This window comes from Anatilimnocola aggregata (genome assembly GCF_007747655.1).
GTDB lineage: Bacteria > Planctomycetota > Planctomycetia > Pirellulales > Pirellulaceae > Anatilimnocola > Anatilimnocola aggregata.
The window spans coordinates 2600345-2621452 of the sequence record NZ_CP036274.1; the positions used below are offsets into that span (position 1 = coordinate 2600345).

The 21108-nt window shown below is 58.7% G+C and carries 16 protein-coding genes; 5 read left to right on the top strand and 11 right to left on the bottom strand.

The window, feature by feature from the left end; all coding sequences use genetic code 11:
- Positions 1 to 150: 150 nt before the first annotated feature.
- The 4 genes from tkt to ETAA8_RS09985 all read left to right on the top strand — a co-directional run bounded on the left by tkt (position 151) and on the right by ETAA8_RS09985 (position 5026).
- The gene (gene tkt, locus ETAA8_RS09970) at positions 151 to 2217 is read left to right on the top strand and encodes a transketolase (protein WP_145087877.1); all 2067 of its coding nucleotides are present in this window, start codon (positions 151 to 153) and stop codon (positions 2215 to 2217) included.
- 273 nt (positions 2218 to 2490) lie between these two features.
- The gene (locus ETAA8_RS09975) at positions 2491 to 3270 is read left to right on the top strand and encodes an RNA ligase family protein (protein ID WP_202921715.1); all 780 of its coding nucleotides are present in this window, start codon (positions 2491 to 2493) and stop codon (positions 3268 to 3270) included.
- A 56-nt stretch (positions 3271 to 3326) separates the two neighbouring features.
- Positions 3327 to 4277 (top strand): nucleotidyltransferase domain-containing protein, encoded by a 951-nt coding sequence (locus tag ETAA8_RS09980; RefSeq protein ID WP_145087879.1) that lies wholly within the window; start codon positions 3327 to 3329, stop codon positions 4275 to 4277.
- Positions 4274 to 5026 carry a nucleotidyltransferase domain-containing protein gene (locus ETAA8_RS09985; RefSeq protein WP_145087880.1) on the top strand — a complete coding sequence of 251 codons (753 nt, stop codon included), beginning with the start codon at positions 4274 to 4276 and terminating at the stop codon, positions 5024 to 5026. Before ETAA8_RS09980 ends, ETAA8_RS09985 begins: the two co-directional genes overlap by 4 nt.
- A gap of 238 nt (positions 5027 to 5264) precedes the next feature.
- Here ETAA8_RS09985 and ETAA8_RS09990 read toward each other — a convergent pair whose 3' ends face one another.
- Positions 5265 to 5510, bottom strand: a complete 246-nt coding sequence (locus ETAA8_RS09990) for a BON domain-containing protein (protein ID WP_202921716.1) — start codon at positions 5508 to 5510, stop codon at positions 5265 to 5267.
- Positions 5511 to 5561: 51 nt separating this feature from the next.
- Complete coding sequence (locus tag ETAA8_RS09995) at positions 5562 to 5900, bottom strand: P-II family nitrogen regulator (protein WP_145100368.1); 339 nt, start codon at positions 5898 to 5900, stop codon at positions 5562 to 5564.
- A gap of 528 nt (positions 5901 to 6428) precedes the next feature.
- Here ETAA8_RS09995 and ETAA8_RS10000 point away from each other — a divergent pair.
- Positions 6429 to 7265, top strand: coding sequence for a sugar phosphate isomerase/epimerase family protein (locus tag ETAA8_RS10000; protein ID WP_145087882.1), 837 nt, complete (start codon positions 6429 to 6431; stop codon positions 7263 to 7265).
- Positions 7266 to 7334: 69 nt separating this feature from the next.
- Here the strand turns inward: ETAA8_RS10000 and ETAA8_RS10005 are convergent, their stop codons facing one another.
- The 9 genes from ETAA8_RS10005 to ETAA8_RS10045 form a co-directional block, all read right to left on the bottom strand.
- A complete protein-coding gene (locus tag ETAA8_RS10005) occupies positions 7335 to 9788 on the bottom strand; it encodes a DUF1592 domain-containing protein (RefSeq protein ID WP_145087883.1) in 2454 nt (817 codons plus the stop codon).
- Positions 9789 to 9899: 111 nt separating this feature from the next.
- Positions 9900 to 11804: a RecQ family ATP-dependent DNA helicase gene (locus ETAA8_RS10010; protein ID WP_145087884.1), complete on the bottom strand. Its 1905-nt coding sequence runs from the start codon at positions 11802 to 11804 to the stop codon at positions 9900 to 9902.
- Positions 11805 to 11995: 191 nt separating this feature from the next.
- Positions 11996 to 12505 (bottom strand): hypothetical protein, encoded by a 510-nt coding sequence (locus ETAA8_RS10015; protein ID WP_145087885.1) that lies wholly within the window; start codon positions 12503 to 12505, stop codon positions 11996 to 11998.
- Positions 12506 to 12775: 270 nt separating this feature from the next.
- Positions 12776 to 14971: an alpha-glucan family phosphorylase gene (gene glgP, locus ETAA8_RS10020; RefSeq protein WP_145087886.1), complete on the bottom strand. Its 2196-nt coding sequence runs from the start codon at positions 14969 to 14971 to the stop codon at positions 12776 to 12778.
- 258 nt (positions 14972 to 15229) lie between these two features.
- On the bottom strand, positions 15230 to 15697 hold the full coding sequence (locus ETAA8_RS10025; RefSeq protein ID WP_202921717.1) for an FxsA family protein: 468 nt from the start codon (positions 15695 to 15697) through the stop codon (positions 15230 to 15232).
- Positions 15698 to 15790: 93 nt separating this feature from the next.
- On the bottom strand, positions 15791 to 16750 hold the full coding sequence (locus ETAA8_RS10030) for a WD40 repeat domain-containing protein (protein ID WP_145087888.1): 960 nt from the start codon (positions 16748 to 16750) through the stop codon (positions 15791 to 15793).
- Positions 16751 to 16759: 9 nt separating this feature from the next.
- Positions 16760 to 18070 carry a DUF1501 domain-containing protein gene (locus ETAA8_RS10035; protein ID WP_145087889.1) on the bottom strand — a complete coding sequence of 437 codons (1311 nt, stop codon included), beginning with the start codon at positions 18068 to 18070 and terminating at the stop codon, positions 16760 to 16762.
- On the bottom strand, positions 18070 to 20196 hold the full coding sequence (locus tag ETAA8_RS10040) for a DUF1549 and DUF1553 domain-containing protein (protein WP_145087890.1): 2127 nt from the start codon (positions 20194 to 20196) through the stop codon (positions 18070 to 18072). Before ETAA8_RS10040 ends, ETAA8_RS10035 begins: the two co-directional genes overlap by 1 nt.
- Positions 20193 to 21080 (bottom strand): hypothetical protein, encoded by an 888-nt coding sequence (locus ETAA8_RS10045; RefSeq protein ID WP_145087891.1) that lies wholly within the window; start codon positions 21078 to 21080, stop codon positions 20193 to 20195. The genes ETAA8_RS10040 and ETAA8_RS10045 overlap by 4 nt, the downstream gene beginning before the upstream one ends.
- Positions 21081 to 21108: the final 28 nt, after the last annotated feature.

The following is a 21108-nucleotide window of genomic DNA, read 5'->3' on the forward strand; positions in this document are numbered from 1 at the left end:
TTGCGGCCCGCAGCCAAGATAGTCCCGAGAGTGCGACAATCTACACGCGTTGACGATCTTGCCCGCAAACCGGTAGAGTAACAGGCTCAACAGATTCGGTATTTGGGGCGATTCTCGTCGTTTGGATTCAGGTAGTAAGAGCACGCAATCATGGCAACTGCAGAGCTTTCCGTTGGCATCGAACAATTGGCAATCAACACCATCCGCACGCTGGCGATGGATGCCGTTCAAAAGGCCAATAGCGGCCACCCTGGCACGCCGATGGCATTGGCCCCGGTCGCCTATCAAATCTGGAACAACAACCTGAAGCTCGACCCGGCCAATCCCCTTTGGCCCTGCCGCGACCGTTTCGTCCTTTCCTGCGGCCACGCGTCGATGCTTCTCTATTCGATGATTCACCTCGCCGGGCTGAAGAAGGTCGACAAGAAGGGGGTGCAGCACGATGAGCCAGCCCTGTCGCTCGACGATCTGAAAAACTTTCGTCAACTCGGCAGCCCATGTGCCGGCCACCCGGAATTCGGCGATGCGACGGGCATCGAAACCACTACGGGTCCGCTCGGCCAAGGCTGCGGCAACAGCGTCGGCATGGCGATGGGTGCCAAATGGCTAGCCGCTCGCTACAATCGCCCCGGCTTCGATCTGTTCGAAAACAATGTCTACGTCCTCTGCAGCGACGGCGACATCATGGAAGGCGTGGCTTGCGAAGCCGCTTCGCTCGCCGGCCACCTGCAACTCGATAACCTGATTTGGGTCTACGACGATAACAACATCACCATCGAAGGCGAAACAGAACTCGCCTTCAGCGAAGATGTCGCCACGCGGTTCCAAGGTCTTGGCTGGAACACTATCGTTGTTGAAGACGCCAACGACCTGACGGCTATTCAGGGTGCCATCGATAACTTCCATAGCACCGAGCACAAGCCCACACTGGTTGTCCTCCGCAGCATCATTGGCTGGGGTTCGCCCAACAAGGCGAACACTCACAACGCTCACGGTGCTCCGCTGGGCGAAGACGAAATCGTGCTGACGAAGCGGGCCTATGGCTGGCCCGAGAATGAAAAGTTCCTGGTCCCTGGCGAAGTTCGCAAGCAATTCGAAAAGGGAATCGGAGCCCGCGGCAGCAAGGCTTACAGCGACTGGGCTGCGAAGTTCGCCGACTACAAGGCCAAGTTTCCGCAGGAAGCAGCCGAGCTCGATGCCATGTGGGCCGGCAACTTGCCCGCTGGTTTCGATGCCGGGATTCCCGTCTTCCCCGCCGATGCAAAGGGGATGGCCACTCGCATCTCGTCGGGCAAGGTTCTCAATGGCCTGGCCAAGCACTATCCGTGGATGATTGGCGGTTCAGCGGACCTCGCCCCGTCAACCATGACCATGCTCGAATTCGAAGGTGCCGGGCACTTCGGCCCGCACAACTATGCCGGTCGCAATCTGCACTTCGGCATTCGCGAGCACGGCATGGCCGCAGCCTGCAACGGGCTGTCGCTGATGGGGATTCGCCCTTACTGTGCGACGTTCTTCGTCTTCACCGACTATCTCCGCCCCAGCATGCGGCTAAGCAGCATCATGCACCGCCCAGTCACTTATGTTTTCACTCACGATTCGATCGGTCTGGGCGAAGACGGCCCAACCCATCAGCCGGTCGAACATCTGGCCGCAGCCCGCGCCATTCCTGGCCTGGCGGTTGTTCGTCCCGGCGATGCCAACGAAGTGGGCGAATGCTATCGCGAAGTCATGAAGCGTTTGAAGCAACCCGCTGCGATGGTGCTGACTCGGCAGAACGTGCCAACCATCGACCGGACCAAGTTTGCCCCCGCAGCGATGGCTGCCAAGGGTGGGTACATCCTCGCCGAAGCCAAGAGCGGCAAGCCCGAGGTGATTCTCATCGCGACTGGCAGCGAGCTCGATATCGGCATGAAGGCCTGGGAACAACTGACCGCGGGTGGCGTTGAGGCTCGCCTCGTCAGCATGCCCTGCTGCGAATGGTTCGAAGAACAGGACCAGAAGTATCGCGACGAAGTCCTGCCGCCAACCGTGGTCAATCGCGTCGCCATCGAAGCGGGCATTCGCCAAAGCTGGGACCGCTACCTCGGTTTTCAAGGTCGCTTTGTCGGCATGTCGTCGTTCGGTGCGAGCGGACCTTTCAACCTGCTCTATAAGCACTTCGCGCTCACGCCCGAAAACGTCGTAACTCAAGTGATGGGCCTGCTCGGTAAATAGGCCTGCTTGCTGTTGATATCGTTCATCCGCGCCCGCATTCTGCCGGCGTGCGTGCCGGGCGTGGCAAGTTCGCGCCACGACCCTTTCGGGTGGCGACGTAACGCTGCGGGCTCCGCCTTCTGTGTGTCCATACACCATCAGCGGACGAAATCTTACCTAGCCGGCACGCGCGAACCTGGCGCGTGGACCGTAGCTCACTGACTGTTAATCGCAGAATGAGCAATCGCAATCGGGCGTTGCTCCCGCTGCATGTACGGCTTCGGAGCAATCACGATGTTCGACATTCGGGAAGTCGATCTGCACAAACTAAACAGCTTGACGAAGTATCCGTCAATTTTTACGTATCACGCTTTGGGCGATAAGGGCGTGCTGCGCGATGAGGTCCGGATTCCATTTGCGGGCCGCATGATTGGCAGCGAGAAAGTGGATGGCACCAATACGCGCATCATCTGCTGCCCCGACGGCAGCGTTCTGCTGGGCAGCCGCGAAGATCTGCTGTGGGAACGTCGTGACTTGATTGGCAACTCAGCCATGGGCATCGTCGAGTTGCTCAAGGAAACTGTGAATCGCCTGGCCCCCGTGATTTGCGAACCGGACCAGATTGCCGTCTATTACGTCGAGTTGTATGGACGAAACATCGGTGCTGGTGCAAAGAACTATTCTCGCACCGGAAATGCCGGTTTCCGTTTGTTCGACGCGATGTTCATAGAGAACTTTGGCGAACTGTTGGCCTGGCCAGCGGACAAACTGGCGCTGTGGAGGGATCAAGGTGGACAGCCCTTTGTTCATCACGACCGTTTGCAAGATCTGGCGATGCGGCTTGGCTTGCAACCGGTTCCGGCGCTGTTTGATTTGGATGCCACGCAGCTGCCAACGGACTTGCCAGGCATGTATGAGTTTCTCGTGAGCTTCGGACAGACTCGTTGCCCATTGGATGACGAAGCACAGGGCGTACCAGAGGGGATAGTTGTTCGCAGTCCTGACCGTGCTCGAATCGCCAAGATTCGGCGCGAAGACTACGAGCGCACGCTGAAGCGGCGACCGAAGAAATAGTTGATATTCACGGCATCATCTCATGCTGTGAATATCGGCTGGAAGGAAGTCCGTTGGTGGCAGATCACGTCGACCATAACTCGAACCTCATTTTCTCGATTGGCACGCAGGTCGTCACGCTGCGGAACATCACGGGTGAAGGAGGACGCATTCTGCTGCCCCAAGGCTCGGTAGGGGTTGTCGTGCGTGCTCCGGCCGATCTGGTGCACTCGTACCGCATTCGCTTTCTCGATGGGCGAGAAGAATCGTTGCGCCGCGAGGATGTGATGCTGCTGGCGCGGTTCAAGGAGGGAGAGATCGGCGACTCACAAGTGACGGCCGGACGTAACGATTTGTTCTCGCGCGTGATTTTTCGCTGCGTCATCGGCTCGCGAGCTTACGGGCTCGAAAGCGAACAGTCCGATACCGACTACCGCGGCATCTATCTGCCGGTGGCCGATCTCCATTGGTCGCTGTATGGAGTGCCGGACCAGATCGAGCGGCAAGAAACGCAGGAGCAGTACTGGGAACTGCAGCGGTTTCTGGTCTTGGCGTTGAAGGCGAACCCCAACGTGCTCGAGTGCCTCTATACACCAATCATCGAGAAGATTACTCCGCTCGGCGAAGAACTGCTGCAAATGCGGTCGTCGTTTTTGTCGCGTCTGGTTTTTCAGACGTACAACGGATACGTCACATCGCAGTTCAAGAAGATGCAGGCCGATATCCGCAATCAAGGACAAGTGAAGTGGAAGCATGTGATGCACCTGATCCGACTGTTAATTGCGGGCATCAGCGTGCTGCGCCAGGGCTTTGTGCCCGTGCGAGTGGACGAGCAGCGCGAGCAACTGCTGGCCATTAAGCGGGGCGAAGTCGCGTGGAGCGAAACCGAGAAGCTGCGGCTCAGCTTGCATCGTGACTTTGAGCAGGCCGTGCAACTGACAAGTTTGCCCGAGCGACCGGACTACGAACGCGCGAACGCTTTACTCCTCAAAGCGAGGCGGGCCGCGATGCAGGAGGAACTACCATGAACTTTGACCCTCGTCTCCACAAGCAAGTCGCCGAGCATCCGTACCCGCTCCTCTTCGCCACGATCAGCGGTGCGCACCTGTACGGCTTTCCTTCCCCCGATTCCGACTTTGACCTGCGCGGCGTTCACGTTCTGCCGCTGCGGAATGTTGTCGGGATGGTGCCTGGAGAAGAGACCGTCGAGAAATCGGGCATCCACGATGGCCTCGAAATTGATCTGGTGACGCACGACGCCAGAAAGTTCTTCGAGCTGATGCTGAAGAAAAACGGCTATGTGCTGGAGCAGTTACTCTCGCCGCTAGTGATTCATACAACCCCCGAGCATGCGGAGCTGAAGGCGCTGGCAACTGGTTGCGTTACCCGTCATCATGCGCACCACTACCTGGGCTTTGCTGCCACGCAGTGGAAATTGTTCCGGAAGGAAGATCCGCCGCATGTGAAGCCGTTGCTTTACGTGTATCGCGTGCTTCTGACCGGCATTCACTTGATGCGCAGCGGCGAAGTCGAGGCCAATCTCGTTCACCTCAATGAGACAGCCAAGCTGCCATATATCCCAGAGCTGATTGCGCGCAAAACGGGCGGCCCCGAGAAGGGCCGGCTGGAACAAGCGGACCTGGCATTTCACCAGCGGGAGTATGAGCGCCTGACTGCCCAACTCGAGGAAGCGTATGCAGGCAGCTCGTTGCCTGAAGCAGCAAGTGGTGCCGCGGAGATGAACGAGCTGCTGGTGCGAATTCGTCTGCAGCAGTGAAGTGCAGCAGCAAGAAAAACAAAAGGCGGCTGTTGAAGCCGCCCTTCGTTTACTCCGGTATCAGAAAAATCCAGCTCTTGATCGGGCCATTCCATGCCCAAAGGTCGTTCCACGCGTCATTGCATGCGACCGACCGGAGTCATCATTCGGCAAAATGTAGACGGTGCGAGTTGCAATTGCGAGCCCCTCGCGTGCGGGGATCCAGTTGCACGACAGCTAGCGGCGTCTACGTGGTTTGTTAGCTGACCGAAACTTCGACAGCATCGATCAACTGACGAGCACCCTCAGCTTGGCAATGCTGAATGGCCAGCTGCTTCTCGTAGAACCAGCGGACCTGTCCCCGCAACGTCACGAGTCCTTCGTGCACATCGACAACCAACCGCCGCAAAGCCTGATGATGACTTTGAGCCAGATGGGAAATGATCCGTAATTGCAGGCTACGATCGGAATCGAGCAGCACGGAATCAGAGCACGGAGCAACCATGACAGAGGGCATCCTTACGCGGAACAACCAGTTGAGGGTAAAGCGGGTTTATTAAAGAGCCGTGCCGCCGGTTTCGCCGGTGCGAATGCGGATGGCTTCCTTGATCTCAGACACAAAAATCTTGCCGTCGCCGATTTGACCGGTTTGGGCGGTCTTTACGATCGAACTGATCGCCTTATCGGCCGATTCCGAAGGAACCACCAATTCGATCTTGAGCTTGGGAATGAAGTCGATCTTGTACTCAGCTCCGCGGTACGTTTCTTTTTGCCCCTTCTGGCGGCCGAAACCGCGCACTTCCGTGACCGTCAAGCCGTGAAAACCAGCCGTGACCAGGGCATTCTTGATCTCATCCAAGCGGTGATGCCGAACAATCGCCTCAATCTTCACCATCATTGCGAATAACTCCCAAGCAAGATTTGCAAATCCGCCGGGAAAACAAGTTCTCTCCGGCCGCCTACCGATGCCCCTCCTGTTTAGCAACCTCTATGCCAGCTGCAAGGCCCTGGGACCGTCGGCCGTACGTAACTCTTGATGCCGTAAGGAACAACAAAAATTCGGCCTATTCGCGACAACCCGCAATCTCGCGATTTGCCCATTCTGCTGGCACAAGGTCTGGGCGACCATGCCTAGAAACGTGGCAGGGGACGAATGCAGAAGTGAGAAGTCAGAATGCAGAAGTAAATACAAAAAGCTGCGAAAAAACGACTGTCCGAAAGTGCTCTCAGTGGATGGCAGATGTGCCACCCAATGCTATCACTGCTATCACTTGCTTCGCCTGTTTTACTTCTGCGTTCTGCCTTCTCGCTTCTTCCTTTCTCCCGTTCCTTTACACCACCGTCGAATTTCCTCATACTTCCCCTTCGCGATTTGGAAGTCTGAGATCTCCGCGGTAGCCCGCGCAAAAATACGAGCCGAGAAATGCGCGGTTTGGAACTCCACGGTCGAGAACTCTCTCGTCTCGCGATCAGCGAGATTACGACCTTCCGCTGGTCGTTCGAAGAAGATCTGCAGCACTATCAGGCAGCTGGAATTTCGGCCCTGGGCATCTGGCGACAAAAGCTGACGGACTTTGGTGCGGACCGCGGTGTCGAACTGCTGCTTCATCGCGGCCTGCGGGCTAGCAGCCTGCAATGGGCCGGCGGTTTTACGGGGAGCGAAGGGGGGACGCACGACGAAAGCATCGACGACGCCTGCGAAGCCATTCGGCTGGCCAGTGCCCTGGGTGCCCCCTGCCTGATCCTGCACAGCGGCTCACGGGGCATCCACACCCACAAGCACGCGCGCCGCTTGCTCCGAACCGCCATCGATCAACTCCTGCCGCTGGCTGAAGCCCTGCAGGTTTGCCTGGCCCTGGAACCGATGCCCCGCGAAGTGGGCACCGACTGGACCTTTCTGCACGACTGGAACGAGACCCTCGGGCTGATCAACGACGTCGGCAGCGAGCACCTCCGCGCGGTCCTCGATTTGTACTACTGGGGGAATGACGAAAAGACACTGGCTCGCCTCCCCGAACTGGCTCCCAAGCTCACCCTGGTTCAACTGGCCGATGCCCGCCAGCCTCCGCAACTCGAACCGAATCGCACCCCGCTAGGCGATGGCAACTTGCCCCTGCACAGCATTACCGAGCAACTGACCGCTGCTGGCTATCACGGCTACTTCGAAGTCGAGCTGATGGGGGAAGAAATCGAAGCCAGCGACTACCACGACTTGCTCCGCCGCTCGCAGCAATTCTTCGATCGATTGCCTACGACTTAGCGTGGCTCGTCCCGCACAACTTCGCTCATCGCGGGGCGCAACAGTTAATCGGCCGGCTCATTGCCTACGCTACTTCTGCTGAAACAACTCACTCGCCACAATCGCGTGAATTAAATCGCGGAAGCCGTACTCTTTGGCTTTCACGCGACTGACAATCTGTTCCAGCTGCGGAGCGTCGAGCGTTTCGGGTGGGGCACCGGTGCCATAGGTGATGAGCTTGGTGGCCAAGGCGCGGGTGAGTTGATCTTTATCGGTCAGCAGCAATTGTTTGAACTCGTCGATGTTGGCGAATGCTCGGCCGTCGGCCAGTTTGTCGGCGGGGTCGATGGGCGGGCCTTGCAAATAGGGCATCCGCTTGCCGTCGATCATTACCGCCTTGCCACTGCCGCTCGTGCGATAGAATTCGCGATAGCCGCCGATCACATCGAAGCTTTCGAGCGCGAAACCAGGGGGATCGATCTGCACGTGGCAACTGGCGCATGAGTCGAGCTGTCGATGCTTGGCCAGCTGCTGGCGGATGGTCGTGGCACCCCGAATATCGGGTTCGAGCCCGGCGATGTTCTCGGGAGGTTTGGGGGGCGGTGTGCCCAGGATGCGATCGAGCACAAAGGCCCCGCGCACGACGGGCGAAGTGTGCGTGCCGTTCGCTGTCACCTTCAGCACGCTGGCCATGGTCAACAAGCCGCCACGATGACTATCGGCCGGCAGTTGCACCTTCTGAAACTCCCAGCCCGCGACGCCGGGAATACCGTAGTGCCTGGCTAATCTGCCGTTAAGCATGCTGAAATCGGACGACACAAAGTTCGTCAGTGGCCGGTTGTTACTCAACACTTCGGCAAAGAACAGCTCGGTCTCGCGGACCATCGACGCCTTCAGCATGTCGTCCATTTCAGGATACAAGATATGGCTCGGATTGGTCGCGTCGATCTCGCGTAAGTTCAGCCATTGCCCGACGAAGTTTTCGGTGAAGGCGTGACTTTTTGGATGACGGAGAAGGCGTTCAACCTGATCTCCCAATACGTCTTTGCTCTCCCTCTCCCTCTCTCCCACTCTCCCGCTCTTCTTCAACAAGCCTTGCTCCGCCAAACTCAGCAACTCTTCATCCGGCATACTGCTCCAAAGAAAGTACGACAGCCGACTGGCGAGCGCAAAGTCGTTTAGCTGGCCTGGCTCTTCCTTCAAAAACAGAAACTCGGGCGAGACCATGATTGCGGCCAGGGCCACGCGAATGGCTTGCTCGAACGTTTGCTTCTCGTCCAAGCTGGCGGAGAACAGAGCGAGAAACGGCTTCAGTTCTTCATCAGTCACACTGCGGCGAAACGCGCGGCGGGCGAACTTTTTCACAATCCGCTCGGCATCGACCAGCGGCTGCTCGGAAATCACTTCCACCCGGTCGCGTTGGTTGTAAATGGGAAACGATCCTTGTTTCATGTCACCAAACAAACGCTGATGGCTTTCTGGTGGCCACGTCTCATGCAGCGGTCCTTCGACATCGACCCAGTCGATTGCCAGCCCGGGGCCATCGTAGACATCGGCCCCAATCTTGTTGATGGCCTGCGCGCTCGGCAGCCCATAGGGCAGGATGGTGATGCTGGTGCGCGGCTCCATGTGATCGACGAATTCGATCACCCGCGGCTCTTCGTCGCGCACATCGAAATAGCCGACCAGATGCGCCTTCGGCCCCCCCATGCCGCCGGCTCCGCTCAAGATGCGAAAGGTAACAGGCTCTGCTTTGTTTTGAATGGCCGACGCCGAGAGGCGAAAGCGATAGCGGCCGCGATCTTGCGGATAAAAGTGAGACAGCCCGACACTTTGCCACAGCGACGAACAGAACAGCACCACGCTGCCGTCCTCGCGCTTGCGAAAGACTTTTTCGGTCGTGTTCTTCACCTGATGCGAGTCCTGTAGACTCAGCCGCTTCTTTACCAGCGTCGGTGGCTGCGGACGGTTGGAAATTGCCTGATTGATCGCGGTATCGGCAGCTTCCAGGTAGCGATCGAGCAGAAACGACGACGTGTGGAGCGCTTCGCCCACGTTATCGAAACCAGCTGCCGAAGTATCGAGCGGCAACAGTTCACGCAGCGGAGTTTCGATGCCGAGTAGATCGCGCACGGTATTTTCGTACTCAATACGATTCATGCGCCGCAGGACCACGCGCCCCGTGGCCGCGCGTTTTCGTTCCTCGGCTGCTGCGAGCCGCGCATCGATCCAAGTTGTCAGTTGAGTCAGCTCTTCTTTCGTGGGCCGCGGCTTCTCTTTGGGGGGCATCGCGCCGATGCGCAGTTGCTCATGCACGTTCTGCCACGCTTCGCGAGTCTCTTTGGCGGTCAAATCGGTGCCGAGTTGATCCAGCCGCAGTTCGCCTTTGGGTTCTGTGCCGCTATGACAGCCGAGGCAATGCTTTTGCAAGACGGGACGAACTTCGGCGAGTAGTTTTTCACTGGCAGGATCAGCTGCAGTCGACGCCCCAATATCGAAACAACACAGCACGAGTGCCGCAACAAATAGGTGCCTATTGCTCATGATCGCTCTCCGCTAACCGCCCGATGTCAATCGCCAACCGCTTGCCAGTCTAACGCACAAGCATCAACGGCCGCGAATGGAAAGTCAGCTGCAGCGGTGGCGGCTGTCCGCCTATTGCAATGCCCGCTGATAGATCTGGCGATAAGGAATGTGCGTGAGCGAGCCGAACAGGGCCTCGCGCGAGGCGCGGGCTTTCGTCAGGCCCGGCGAGGTTAGGCCGCACAAGAAGCGAGTGAAGTCGCGCGGCGAGCGGAGAATCTCGTACTGCTGGCGGAGCTGCAGGGCTTGCTGCCAAAGCTTGTCGGGAATCGCTTGCTCGGCCGGTGTTTCGAGATGGAGCGGTTGGCCTGTTACGCAAAAGGTGCAGGTGCCGCAAGGCTGGTTGAGTGTTTCGCCAAAATGCTCGCACAACTGCGCGGTAATGCAGCTTGGCTGGCTGACCAGCGACAGGACTTGCTGCAAACGATCGAGTTCGCGAGTTTCGCGCGCGACGAGCTTGGCATGCAGTTCTGCGGCGAGCGCTACGACGTCGTCGGGCTTGCGCAACAGCGTGAAGCGATTGCGGACACCTTCAGCTTTCAGCGTGAGGAGCTTTTGTTCGGCCAGATAGTCGAGCGCACGCACGATGCGGTCGCGCGGCGCGCCGGTCACTTCGCTGGCGCGAGTCAGGTCGAGCTTGAACCAGGTCTTCGCCTTTTGCGCTTGCCGCAGCACACTGGCGAGGAACTCGCGCCGCTCACCTTCGAACTGCTGCAGGATTTCGGCCGACGTACAGTGAGGCTGAAACGAATAGGTGTCGTAGAACGCGGTTCCTTCTTCGATCCATTCGCCCAGTTCCAAATAGACGAGCAGCGTGCGGACGACCAACTGCTTGATATCGTGCTTGCTGGAAAGATCGTAGAGCGAGACATCGAACTGCTCGGGCTGGCGGAAAATGTACTTCACGAGTGACTGCACCGCTTCGGCCGACGGGGTATCGCCGAGCGCAAAGTTTTCGAGCACTTGCAGATCGGCCGCGCACACCAGCAACTCGCAGGTGGCCGGCAAGCCGTCGCGCCCCGAGCGACCAATTTCCTGCGAATAGTTTTCCAGGCTCTTCGGCAAGTTGTAGTGATAAACATAACGAATGTCCGCTTTATCGATCCCCATACCAAAGGCAATCGTGGCCACGACAATGGGCTGGTGGCTATCGCGGAACCAGTTCTGCACGGCAGTTCGTTCTTCGGTCTCCAATCCCGCGTGATAAGCTTTCGCTGCGAAGCCAGCCGCCGCGAGTCGCTCGGCCACTTGCTCGGCGGTCTTTTGCAACGTGACGTAAACGATGCTCGCGCCCGGTGGCCGCGCGTGCAGCTTCTCAATGAGGAGTGCATCGCGATTGGGCGAGGAAACGGTACTGGCCTGCAGCGCCAGATTGGGGCGGAAGAAGCCGGTGCGAATCGCCGCCTGCGGTTCGATTTTGAATTCGCGGCAAATATCACGGAGCACTTCGGGCGTAGCCGTCGCAGTGAGCGCGAGCAGTCGTTCGGCTCGGCACCGATTGGCAAAACGGACGAGCTTGAGATAGTCGGGACGAAAGTTATGACCCCACTCCGAGATGCAGTGTGCTTCGTCGACCGCGAACAGCGAAACATGCATCCGCTCGATCGCTTCGCGAAAGCGTTCGTTGTTGAAACGCTCGGGAGCTACATACAGCAACTTGATCTCGCCGCTACGAATCCGCTGCATGACGGCTGCGGTTTCGCCAGCCGCCAGGGTCGAATCGATCCTGGCGGCAGCAATCCCGCGGCGGTCCAATGCATCGATTTGATCTTTCATCAGCGCAATCAGCGGCGAAACGACCAGCGTCAATCCAGGCAGCAATAGCGCCGGCAATTGATAACAGAGACTCTTCCCACCACCCGTCGGAAACACCGCAGCTGCCGAATTACCTGCCAGCAGCTGCTCAATCACCGCGTGCTGCCCGGGCTTGAAGGCTGCAATGCCAAAGCGAGCGGAGAGGATTTCTTGAGGGGACATTCAAACTCCACCTGAATTCCGGCAGGGTCTTACGACACTGAGTCGAGACAGATCCGCGGAGGCAACGCCATTGTAGCTGCGTGCGTCTGCCTGAAGGAGCCAATGCGATCACCCAAGAAACGCCAACTGCCGGAAGAATAACCTCCCGGCAGTTGCGTACTTGAGTTGTTTGCCTAACCTGGCAGTAGCGACTACTCGCTCTTCTTCCGTTCGGGGCGCTTACCCCGTTCGCCACCACGTTGGCTGCGACTTTCCTTGAGCTTGGTCTTTTGTTCGTCGGTCAGCACGCCTTCGACTTCCTTGGTGATTTCGGCAGTCAGGGCGGTCAGTTCTTCGCGACCTTTCTTCTGGTCGTCGGTCAGGCCGAGTTCCTTGGCCATGAAAGCTTGCATTTCTTGCCGGGGAGTGTTGGCTTCGCGGGCCTTGGTGAAGACGTCGCGCATCTTGCCTTGTTGTTCTTCGGTCAGCTTGGCCTTGTCCTGGGCAGCCTTCACCTTGTCGGCAAACTTCTTTTGAATGTCGGCGAGTTTGGCTTTTTGCTCGTCGGTGGCTTCCAGTCCACGAGGAAGTTCGGTGGGATTGCGGAAGCCACCAGGGCCACCCGGCCCACGCTGCGGACGGCCTTCCTGGGCAGACAAACTGGAAACAAGAGCCAGCAGGGCAACGCCGGCTAGGCACAATGAGCGGAACGAATGCAACATGAACGAATCCTGTACGAGAAGTGCTGAGTGCGTGGCGAATCCAGGCCAAAAGGGTCTGGGGACAATCGCCCGCTGGACATTCTTAAGGATTCAAACACCTCGCGGGGGCCGATGTTTCGCTGTGTAAGCAATTTCAGGCGGGAATCGTCAAGGTGGAACGAAAAAGGCCCCGCAAACTAATGATTTGCGGGGCCTTGGAAGTTGGTAGCGTGGGCTTTAGCCCACGAACCGATGAAACAAAACGTGGGCTAAAGCCCACCGCTACATTGACTACTTCGAGGTCATATCGCAGCTGAGGCCACCGGCCGAGGGGACGTAGCTATAGCGGGCATAGTCCATCACCATGCGGTGAGCACTAAACCGCCAGGCCAGCGTGCTGATGCTGTTCATCATCCGCTTGATCCATTGGCGGGGCAGACCATCCACGTCGCGGTCGTAGTACATCGGCACGACTTCGTCTTCGATCGCCTTAAAGAGGAACTCACAGTCCCGCTTATCAGTGACCGCGTCATCGTGATGGCTCTTGCCGTGACCAATGGCAAAGCCATTGGTGCCGTCGTAGGCTTCGGCCCACCAACCATCGAGGATAGATAGGTTCAGGCCGCCGTTGAGGACGGTCTTCTGACCGCTGGTGCCCGAAGCTTCCAGCGGACGACGCGGGTTATTGAGCCACACGTCGACACCCTGAATCATGTGACGGCAGACGTTCATGTCGTAGTCTTCGACGTACACAATCTTGCCCGCGAACCGCGGGTCGTGACGTAGGTTGGCAATCGTCTGGATGAACCGCTTACCGGGTTCGTCCTTCGGATGGGCCTTACCGGCAAAGACGAACTGCACGGGGCGTTCTTTGTCGTTGACAAGCGCCGACAAACGTTCGGCATCGTTGAGCAGCAGCGTGGCTCGCTTGTACGTGGCAAAGCGACGGCCGAAGCCAATCGTCAGCACGTTGGGGTCGAGCACATTGCGAGCGGCTTCCACCGTCTCGTCACTTTCGCCCCGGCGACGGCACTGACGGCTGACACGGCGACGCACGAACGCGAGGAGTAAGTTCTTGAGAGCGTTGTGGGTTTCCCACAATTCGCCCGGATCGACGTTGTGAATGGCTTGCCACACTTCGGGCTCACCCATGCGATAGATCCACTGGGCGACGAAGTGCCGGTCGTAGAGCTGCATCATCTGCGAGGCGAGCCACGTCGGAATGTGCACACCGTTGGTGATGTGGCCAATCGGAATTTCTTCTTCGACGCGCCACGGCCACAGCTGAGCCCACATCCGCCGGCTGATATGCCCGTGCAATTGGCTCACTGCATTTGCTTTGCGCGACAGCTTGAGACCCACGACGGTCATGCAGAACGGCTCTTGCGGATTCTGTGGCTCCACGCGGCCGAGCCCCATCAACTGGTCATAGCTGATGCCCAGCGCGTCACGGAGTGGTCCCAAGTGTTCTTCGACCATTTCGCCGCCGAAGCGGTCGTGACCGGCAGGCACGGGTGTGTGCGTGGTGAAGACCGTTTGCGTCGCGACATCGCGCAGGGCTTCGTCGAAGGGCAAGCCGTCGTCGTGCATCCGTTCGCGAATCACTTCGAGCGGGCCGAAGGCGCTGTGACCTTCGTTCAAGTGATAAACACCGGGATGAATGCCCAGAGCGCGGAGGGCTTTCACGCCACCAACACCGAGTACCAGCTCCTGGCGAATGCGGGTTCGCTCATCACCACCGTACAATCGGCTGGTGAGTTCGCGATCTTCCGGGCTGTTGCCATCGACGTCGCAATCGAGCAGGAAGAGCCGGACGCGACCGACCTGCATCTTCCACACCTTGGCGAAGAGTGCGCCATTGCGTGTATCGACGCGCACGGTGATCGGCTTGCCTTCGGGGGAGAGTGCTGGTTCGATCGGCATGTTCTCGACCTTGGTGTCGAGATACTCTTCCTTTTGGAAACCTTTGTCGTCGAGTTGTTGCTTGAAATAGCCTTGGTCGTAGAACAGGCCGATGCCGACCAGGTTTACACCCAGACCGCTGGCACTCTTGACGTGATCGCCCGAGAGCACGCCCAGGCCACCAGAGTAAATCGGAATCGATTCGTGCAGGCCGAACTCAGCCGAGAAATAGGCGACCGGATTGCCACCCAGCACGCCCGCGTGCGTGGCTGCCCAGGTCTTGGTGTTCGCCATGTATTCCTTCAGCCGGCGATGGGCGTAATTAATACGGCTGGAAAGGACCATTTCGGCGGCGCGGCTGGCCAAACGCTCGGCGGTGAATTCACGGAGCAATGCGACCGGATTGTGATCGAGCTGACGCCAACGAATGGGATCCAGATCTCGAAAAATGCTGATGACTTCGGGGTGCCAGGTCCACCACAAGTTCTTCGCCAGGGCCCAACATTTGTCGTACAAAGCCTGGCCTGAAAGCTCGCCGGCCATCTGAGTTGATTCCGCAAGAACGCCGGTCTCGATCGTTGACATTTGGGGTTCCTTCTCCGCCTTTGCCAAAACGCCCCATTTGCCGACAGCCTGCGGAACGACGAGAGAGAGGTCCGCAGCAATGCACATCGGGCGGGCACAATAGGGCAATTTGGCCGCGCATTATAGCTGCGTCTTATCGGCACGGTGCCCCGGTTGTCAAGAGACCGGCGCAGCGAATGTTAAGGCGAACTTCTCGTTGCCAAACGCTAAGGCAAAATCCTCGCCACTAAGGCCAGACTACCGGCAGCTAGCTGACAATCAGTCGTTGTGCTGCGGCGTTTCCACGACATAAGAATCTATGACTTCGGTCCGGCGGATTGCCGCGGCACTTGGGGCTGCCTCGTTGCCTTGCGTGAAAGTCGTGATCACGCGCGCGTGAAAATACCACAGGAGCAAGAGGCCATACCAACGCCGACACCAAGGAATGAGGAGCGTGATGCCGACAAAATCGGTGAGGACACCCGGCGAAATGAGAAGCGTCGAAGCCAGCAGAATCAAAAAGCCATCGACGAGCGAAGCTGTCGGCATTTTGCCCGCGCGCAGATCGTTCTGTACGTTCCGCCAGGCTTGCACCCCTTGAATGCGTAGCAGCACGGTCCCAATCAGGCCAGTAATCAGCACGAAGCCCACTGCGGTCCAGACGCTGGTGTATCTGCCGAGCAAAAGTAGCAGCGTGAGTTCCACGATGGGAAGAATCGTCAGGAATAAGAAGATGCGTGCGAACAAGGTTGGCGTCGTGCTAAGGAATTGGGTGGTAGGAATTCGAACAGCGGCGGGCTGCTGAGTTAATTCTAGGCAGCGGCGCGAGAGTTGAGTGATCTACTTCGCAGAAAGTGAGATCATTTTTGCCGCGCCATTTTCGCCAGCAATCAACAGACGAGACTTATCGGCGGGATCAGCGAGCAGAACATGGACTCGGCCGACCATTCCTGAAAGCTGCTGCACGACGTCCGCAGTTGCCGGGTCGATGACGCGCAGTTGGCCATCGTTGCAGCCAACGAACAATTGTTCGCCCGAATGCGACCACGCCAAAGCGCGCGGAACCGATGACAACCTGGCGAACCTCACCAGTCGACCGATCGTGGCCTGCCACTGCCGAACCGTACGGTCTTCGCTGGCAGACGCAATCAGCGGGATGGTTCCCGGCGCTTGCTGCGGCTGAATCGCCAGGTCGTTCACGCTATCCAAATGATTGTCGAGCGACCGTACTTCTTTGCCGCTGCGAATCTCCCATAGTCTTATGCTGTGATCGGCCCCTGCCGAAATGGCCGTCTTACCGTCCGGCAAACAGCCCAGCGCCAGGACAGCGCGCGAATGCCCCGTGAACTGGCTGGTTTGTTTTCGAGTGGTCGCCGCAAATACGCGGCAGAGTCCATCGGCACCAGCTGTGATCCAAAAATCGTCGTTGGCAGACCAAACAGCGCGATATATTACATCGTCGCCAATCTTCAATCGCTGTGGACTGCTGTCTTGCCCGGGCCAGCGATGGACTTCGACGAACCCACTTTCGCCCGGACTTCCTCCCGCGACGAGCAATAAGCGACCCGTGGTTGAGAAGGCCAGATCGTGAACGTTGGCCAGCTCGGTTGGAAACCGATCTATAAGTTTCAACTCGGGCCACGAGCGGATTTCCACCCCAGCCTGCGAGCCAAGCAGGACGAGCTTGCCATCCGGCGCGAAGGCTGCCGCTGTGATCGGGGGCGCTGCGATGAGCGAACTGGCAAGAGGTGAGATCACCGTGCAAATGATGCTGACGACGCAGCGCACTGGAAACAACATATCGGCAACTCAAATCAGTTCGTGAATCAATTGGCCACCGGTATTCACCCGCACGGGTCGTCCGTCTGCTGTAGGCAACGTCTGCTGCGGATCGATACCGAGTAACGTGTAAATCGTCGCCGCCAAATCGGCAGGGGTGATCGGGCGATCTTGGGGACTTTCTCCAACGCGGTCACTCGCACCGATTACTTTTCCACCGTTGATGCCCGCGCCAGCAAGGAGAGCGCTGAAAACGCGCGGCCAGTGATCGCGACCGCCACGGGTGTTCAACTTGGGCGTGCGACCAAACTCCCCCATCGCAATCACCAGCGTTTCGGCGAGCAGGCCGCGCTGATCGAGATCCTCGATCAAGGCCGAGAATCCCAGATCGAAGGTGGGAATCAGCCCCACGCCCGTTTTCGCGCCGCTATAACCATCGCGCAGCTGCAGCGTGAGTCCGTCGTGCGTATCCCACCCAGTGTTCCAGACAGTGACGAACGGAACACCGCGCTCGACGAGTCGCCGCGCGAGCAAACAACTTTGCCCGAACATGCGAGGACCATACCCGGCACGTACCTCAGCCGTTTCTGCACTCAAATCGAAAGCCCGCTTGGCAGCGGTGGAAGTGACCAGCCGATAAGCCTGCTCGAACGTGGGATCGGTACTTGCCGTGGTTCCTTCTACCGCGGCTTGCGCCCGCTCGAACTCGGCCAGGTACTCGCGGCGGCGATTCAATCTGGCTTCCGTTACGCCCGGAAAACGCTCCAGATCGCGCACGCGAAACTCAGGCTTGCTGGGATCGCTACCGGTCGCGAACGGTTCGTGAGCGCTGCTCAAATAGCCTGCCCCAGCTGGTGAGCGCGATTCGGGCACGGCGATATAGGGCGGTAAGATCGATTCGACCTGTCGCACGTGACTCAAGACCGAACCATAGCTTGGATATTGCAGCACCGGCGATGGTTGGTAACCGGTGAGCAGATAATGGTTCGCCAACCCGTGTTCGCCCAGCGGTGATGTGAGCGACCGCACGAGGGCGAGCTTGCCTGTAATCCGCGCGGTGCGGGGCAGCAGTTCACTGATTTGAATGCCCGGTACCGCGGTTGAGATGGCTCGAAACGGCCCGCGCACTTCTGCGGGTGCGTCCGGCTTGAGGTCGAATGTTTCGAGATGACTGGGCCCGCCATCGAGCCAGAGCAGGATGCAGTTTTTAGCTCGTGGCCGCAAAGCGGGCTCGGCAACTGCCCGACCGCGAACCAGGTCGATCAAACTCAAGCCGAGCGCACCGAGGCTGCCAACGCGCAGGATGTCTCGTCGTGTGATTTGTTTCAGGTGCGCATTCATCAATGATTCTCACTAAACTCGCGACTGCTCAGCAGACTCCACACGAAGTCTTCGCACCGTTCGGTTCGCTCTTGTTGGTTGGTGGAATTCAGTTGTCTCGTCCAACGAGTTAGCTCGGCGACGGTGGGCTCTCTTGCCAGCGCCCGTAAGTAGAACTCTTTCACAATTTCGCGATCCGCTGCACCAGCTGCGAGCAGTTGTTGCAGCCTCCCTTGCTTGTCGATCAATTTGGCGTTGATGAAGTCGCCATTGAGCAGATGCAGCTGCGCCGGCAATCCGCGGGCGCTCGGCGCGGCTTCGTCGCAGTTGCTGCCGCGACCGCAGCGCCCGAGAATCTCGAGCACCGGGGCCGGGCTGAGGAAGTCGACAATTTGCACGGCTCGTGTCTGCGCGGCCAGGTGCGCGTAACCATTGCTCACCCCTGTCACGTCGGCAATGGCATCGGCCAGCACTTCCGCGCTGAGTGGGCGGTGATACGACCGGGCATAAAACCGATCGTCCGTCGCATTGCCGGGCAAGTGCTGCCCGCCGCGGGCATAGGTCTGGCTAAGCGCGATCTGCCTGAGCGTGTGCCGTAGGTCGTAGCCATGCGCGGCAAAATCATCGGCCAATTGTTGCAACAACTGGGGATGCGTGGCTGGGTTGGTCGCGCGCAGGTCATCGGTTGGCTCGACTAACCCGCGACCGAACATACCTTGCCATAAGCGATTGACGAGCGCCTGGGCAAAGAGTGGATTCTCGCGCGAGATCAGCCAGCGGGCGACGGTTTGATGATTTTCGTTGGTTGGCAGAAGGTCGCGATGCCCCGGAATTCGCGGCGTTGCCGGTTGGCCGGTGCGCAAATTCGTGACGCTCCCACGCGCAACAAATTGGACGTGTCGCCCACGTTCGAGGCGGGCAAATACCGCGGCCAGTCCGTGATAATCGTTCTGCGTCCAGCGATCGAGCGGGTGATCATGGCAGTTCGCGCAGCCCAGGCGCGCGCCGAGAAAGAACCGTCCGACCAGTTCTGCCTGGCCGCGCGCATCAGGGACCATGCGGCCGAAATTCGCCGGTCCTACGGCGTGCGAGTCACCGGTCGCGACCAACAGTTGCTCGGCCCACACGTTGATTGGCGCATTCGAGGCAATTTGTGTTCGCAGCCAGGCTGAGTACGCCATTAGTCCTTCGCGTTCGTTGGGAAGCGAGTGAATGTTGAGCAAGCGGGCGAAGCGGAGCGTCCAGTAGTCGTTGAACGCCTCACTCGCGAGCAGGCGGTCGACCAATCTGGTTCGTTTGTCTGGTGCTTGGTCAGCCTGATATTCGCTAACCTCGTCCGGTGTCGGCAAGCGACCCGTCAGGTCGAGTGTCACTCGCCTCAAATAAGTCGCATCCTCTGCCGGAGGTGAAGGAGGAATTCGCAGTCTGCTGAGCGTAAGTAAGACTTCGTCGTCAATGAAATTGACTCGCGGCGAGTGCGCTAGATCCACTGCATCGTCCGATAGTGACAAGCTGAGTTGCACGGAGACAACGCGATCGAGATAGCGGGCAATTACCGTGTGCTGTCCGCGGCGATGAATCGTCGCTACTGCGGTCTGCGGATGAATTTCAAGCGCCGTGGGATCAGCTGAACTGAATACGGTCCACTTTGTCACATCGAGCGGTTGCTCGTTGGCGAAAGTCGCAGTAGCGCGAAGGGGGATCTTCTCGTTCAGCGATTTGGCCAGTTGCTGCTGGGGTGAAACCTGAAAATCAATCAGCGTGCGCGGTGTGCCAAATGCCGCGCCGGCCTTAATCCAGTTGGTGATTTTGTTCGTGGCCGCGCTCTCTTCGTCCCACAGCAGGCCACCTTCATGGTCGAGATAGCCTGTCGGCTTGCGCAGCAGCAGACTGCGCGCGGGCTGCTGCATGTTAATTCGCCGCCCTTCGTAGGCATGCACGATCGCTTCGTAATCCGCGGCCGCATCGCTGCCGAAAAGCGAAAGGTGCAATCCGCCGCGGCCCGCTGCTGCACCGTGACACGCGCCGGCATTGCAGCCCGCTTTCGTCAGGATGGGAACGATCTCCGTGGCGAAATCACTCGTCGTTGGTGGCTGGGCAACAGGATCGGCCGAGATTAGCACGAAGAGGAGCGAAACCAGACTCATCGCTCCTCCCCCGATTTCTTCTGCGGTGCTTCTGCAGCTGGAGTGCCGAACTCCTTTGCCCACTTTTGCAAATACTCCTGCGCTCGCGGGGTGCCATAATCCTTGAGCTTGCCAGCCTTGATGATCGTGTTGGCGATGCGGCCCACTTCCTTGCGCGTCGCTTCGTTGTTCGCAACGTACTCTTCCACCCTCTTCGCCGCGCGGTCGACATCTTCCGGCTGGGCATCGCGGCGAATCACCGGCGTCAGCAGCCCACGCAAATTCGGATCCTGTTCGTTGGCCGCTGGTCGCGCGGGCATGCCAGCCAACTCTTCCAACTTGGGAGCTTTGCCGCCAGCGACTTTCACCACTTCGTCCAAGATTTTAGGCAGGTCCACCTGCAAGCTGGGCTGCACCAGAGCGAAGTTCGCGGTCACCTTGCCGTCTTTGCCAACCAGGATCGTCAGCATCACGTTGCGATTCAGCCCATAAGCGCCCGGCCCTTCGCGCCCGTCGGGCGAAACGCCCGTCGGTGCCTTGGGCGTAAGAGCGTGACTGATCCGCTTGAGCGTGTTTTCGGCTGCGGTGGCATCGTCGTCGAGCAGGATTACGCCGGTATGCAAGCCGTCCTGCTCGCGGCCGACGGTATAGCCGCTGAGCGTGCGGAGCATACCGATCGACTGGCGATTCACATCGTGCAGAAAGATCAGCACCAGCGGTTTACCAGCGGCCTGCGTGACGAAGTCGAGTTCCTTCCCCGCCGCATCGCCCAACACTCCCCGCACTTTAAACGCGGGAAGCTGCTCGCCCACTTGAGGGCCGGAGAACACTACGTCTACCGCGGGCAACCTGTTGGCGCCGCCCAACAGGGTCATAAGTACGAAGAACAAAAAAGAACGATTCATGGATTTGCTTCTCCAAAGAATAGTGCGA

What these genes read in the sequence shown, in the direction of transcription:
- tkt (WP_145087877.1), top strand. Translation starts at nt 151, where the DNA reads ATGGCAACTGCAGAGCTTTCCGTTGGCATCGAACAATTGGCAATCAAC.
- ETAA8_RS09975 (WP_202921715.1), top strand. Translation starts at nt 2,491, where the DNA reads ATGTTCGACATTCGGGAAGTCGATCTGCACAAACTAAACAGCTTGACG.
- ETAA8_RS09985 (WP_145087880.1), top strand. Translation starts at nt 4,274, where the DNA reads ATGAACTTTGACCCTCGTCTCCACAAGCAAGTCGCCGAGCATCCGTAC.
- ETAA8_RS09990 (WP_202921716.1), bottom strand. Translation starts at nt 5,510, where the DNA reads ATGGTTGCTCCGTGCTCTGATTCCGTGCTGCTCGATTCCGATCGTAGC.
- ETAA8_RS09995 (WP_145100368.1), bottom strand. Translation starts at nt 5,900, where the DNA reads ATGGTGAAGATTGAGGCGATTGTTCGGCATCACCGCTTGGATGAGATC.
- ETAA8_RS10000 (WP_145087882.1), top strand. Translation starts at nt 6,429, where the DNA reads ATGCGCGGTTTGGAACTCCACGGTCGAGAACTCTCTCGTCTCGCGATC.
- ETAA8_RS10005 (WP_145087883.1), bottom strand. Translation starts at nt 9,788, where the DNA reads ATGAGCAATAGGCACCTATTTGTTGCGGCACTCGTGCTGTGTTGTTTC.
- ETAA8_RS10010 (WP_145087884.1), bottom strand. Translation starts at nt 11,804, where the DNA reads ATGTCCCCTCAAGAAATCCTCTCCGCTCGCTTTGGCATTGCAGCCTTC.
- ETAA8_RS10015 (WP_145087885.1), bottom strand. Translation starts at nt 12,505, where the DNA reads ATGTTGCATTCGTTCCGCTCATTGTGCCTAGCCGGCGTTGCCCTGCTG.
- glgP (WP_145087886.1), bottom strand. Translation starts at nt 14,971, where the DNA reads ATGTCAACGATCGAGACCGGCGTTCTTGCGGAATCAACTCAGATGGCC.
- ETAA8_RS10030 (WP_145087888.1), bottom strand. Translation starts at nt 16,750, where the DNA reads ATGTTGTTTCCAGTGCGCTGCGTCGTCAGCATCATTTGCACGGTGATC.
- ETAA8_RS10035 (WP_145087889.1), bottom strand. Translation starts at nt 18,070, where the DNA reads ATGAATGCGCACCTGAAACAAATCACACGACGAGACATCCTGCGCGTT.
- ETAA8_RS10040 (WP_145087890.1), bottom strand. Translation starts at nt 20,196, where the DNA reads ATGAGTCTGGTTTCGCTCCTCTTCGTGCTAATCTCGGCCGATCCTGTT.
- ETAA8_RS10045 (WP_145087891.1), bottom strand. Translation starts at nt 21,080, where the DNA reads ATGAATCGTTCTTTTTTGTTCTTCGTACTTATGACCCTGTTGGGCGGC.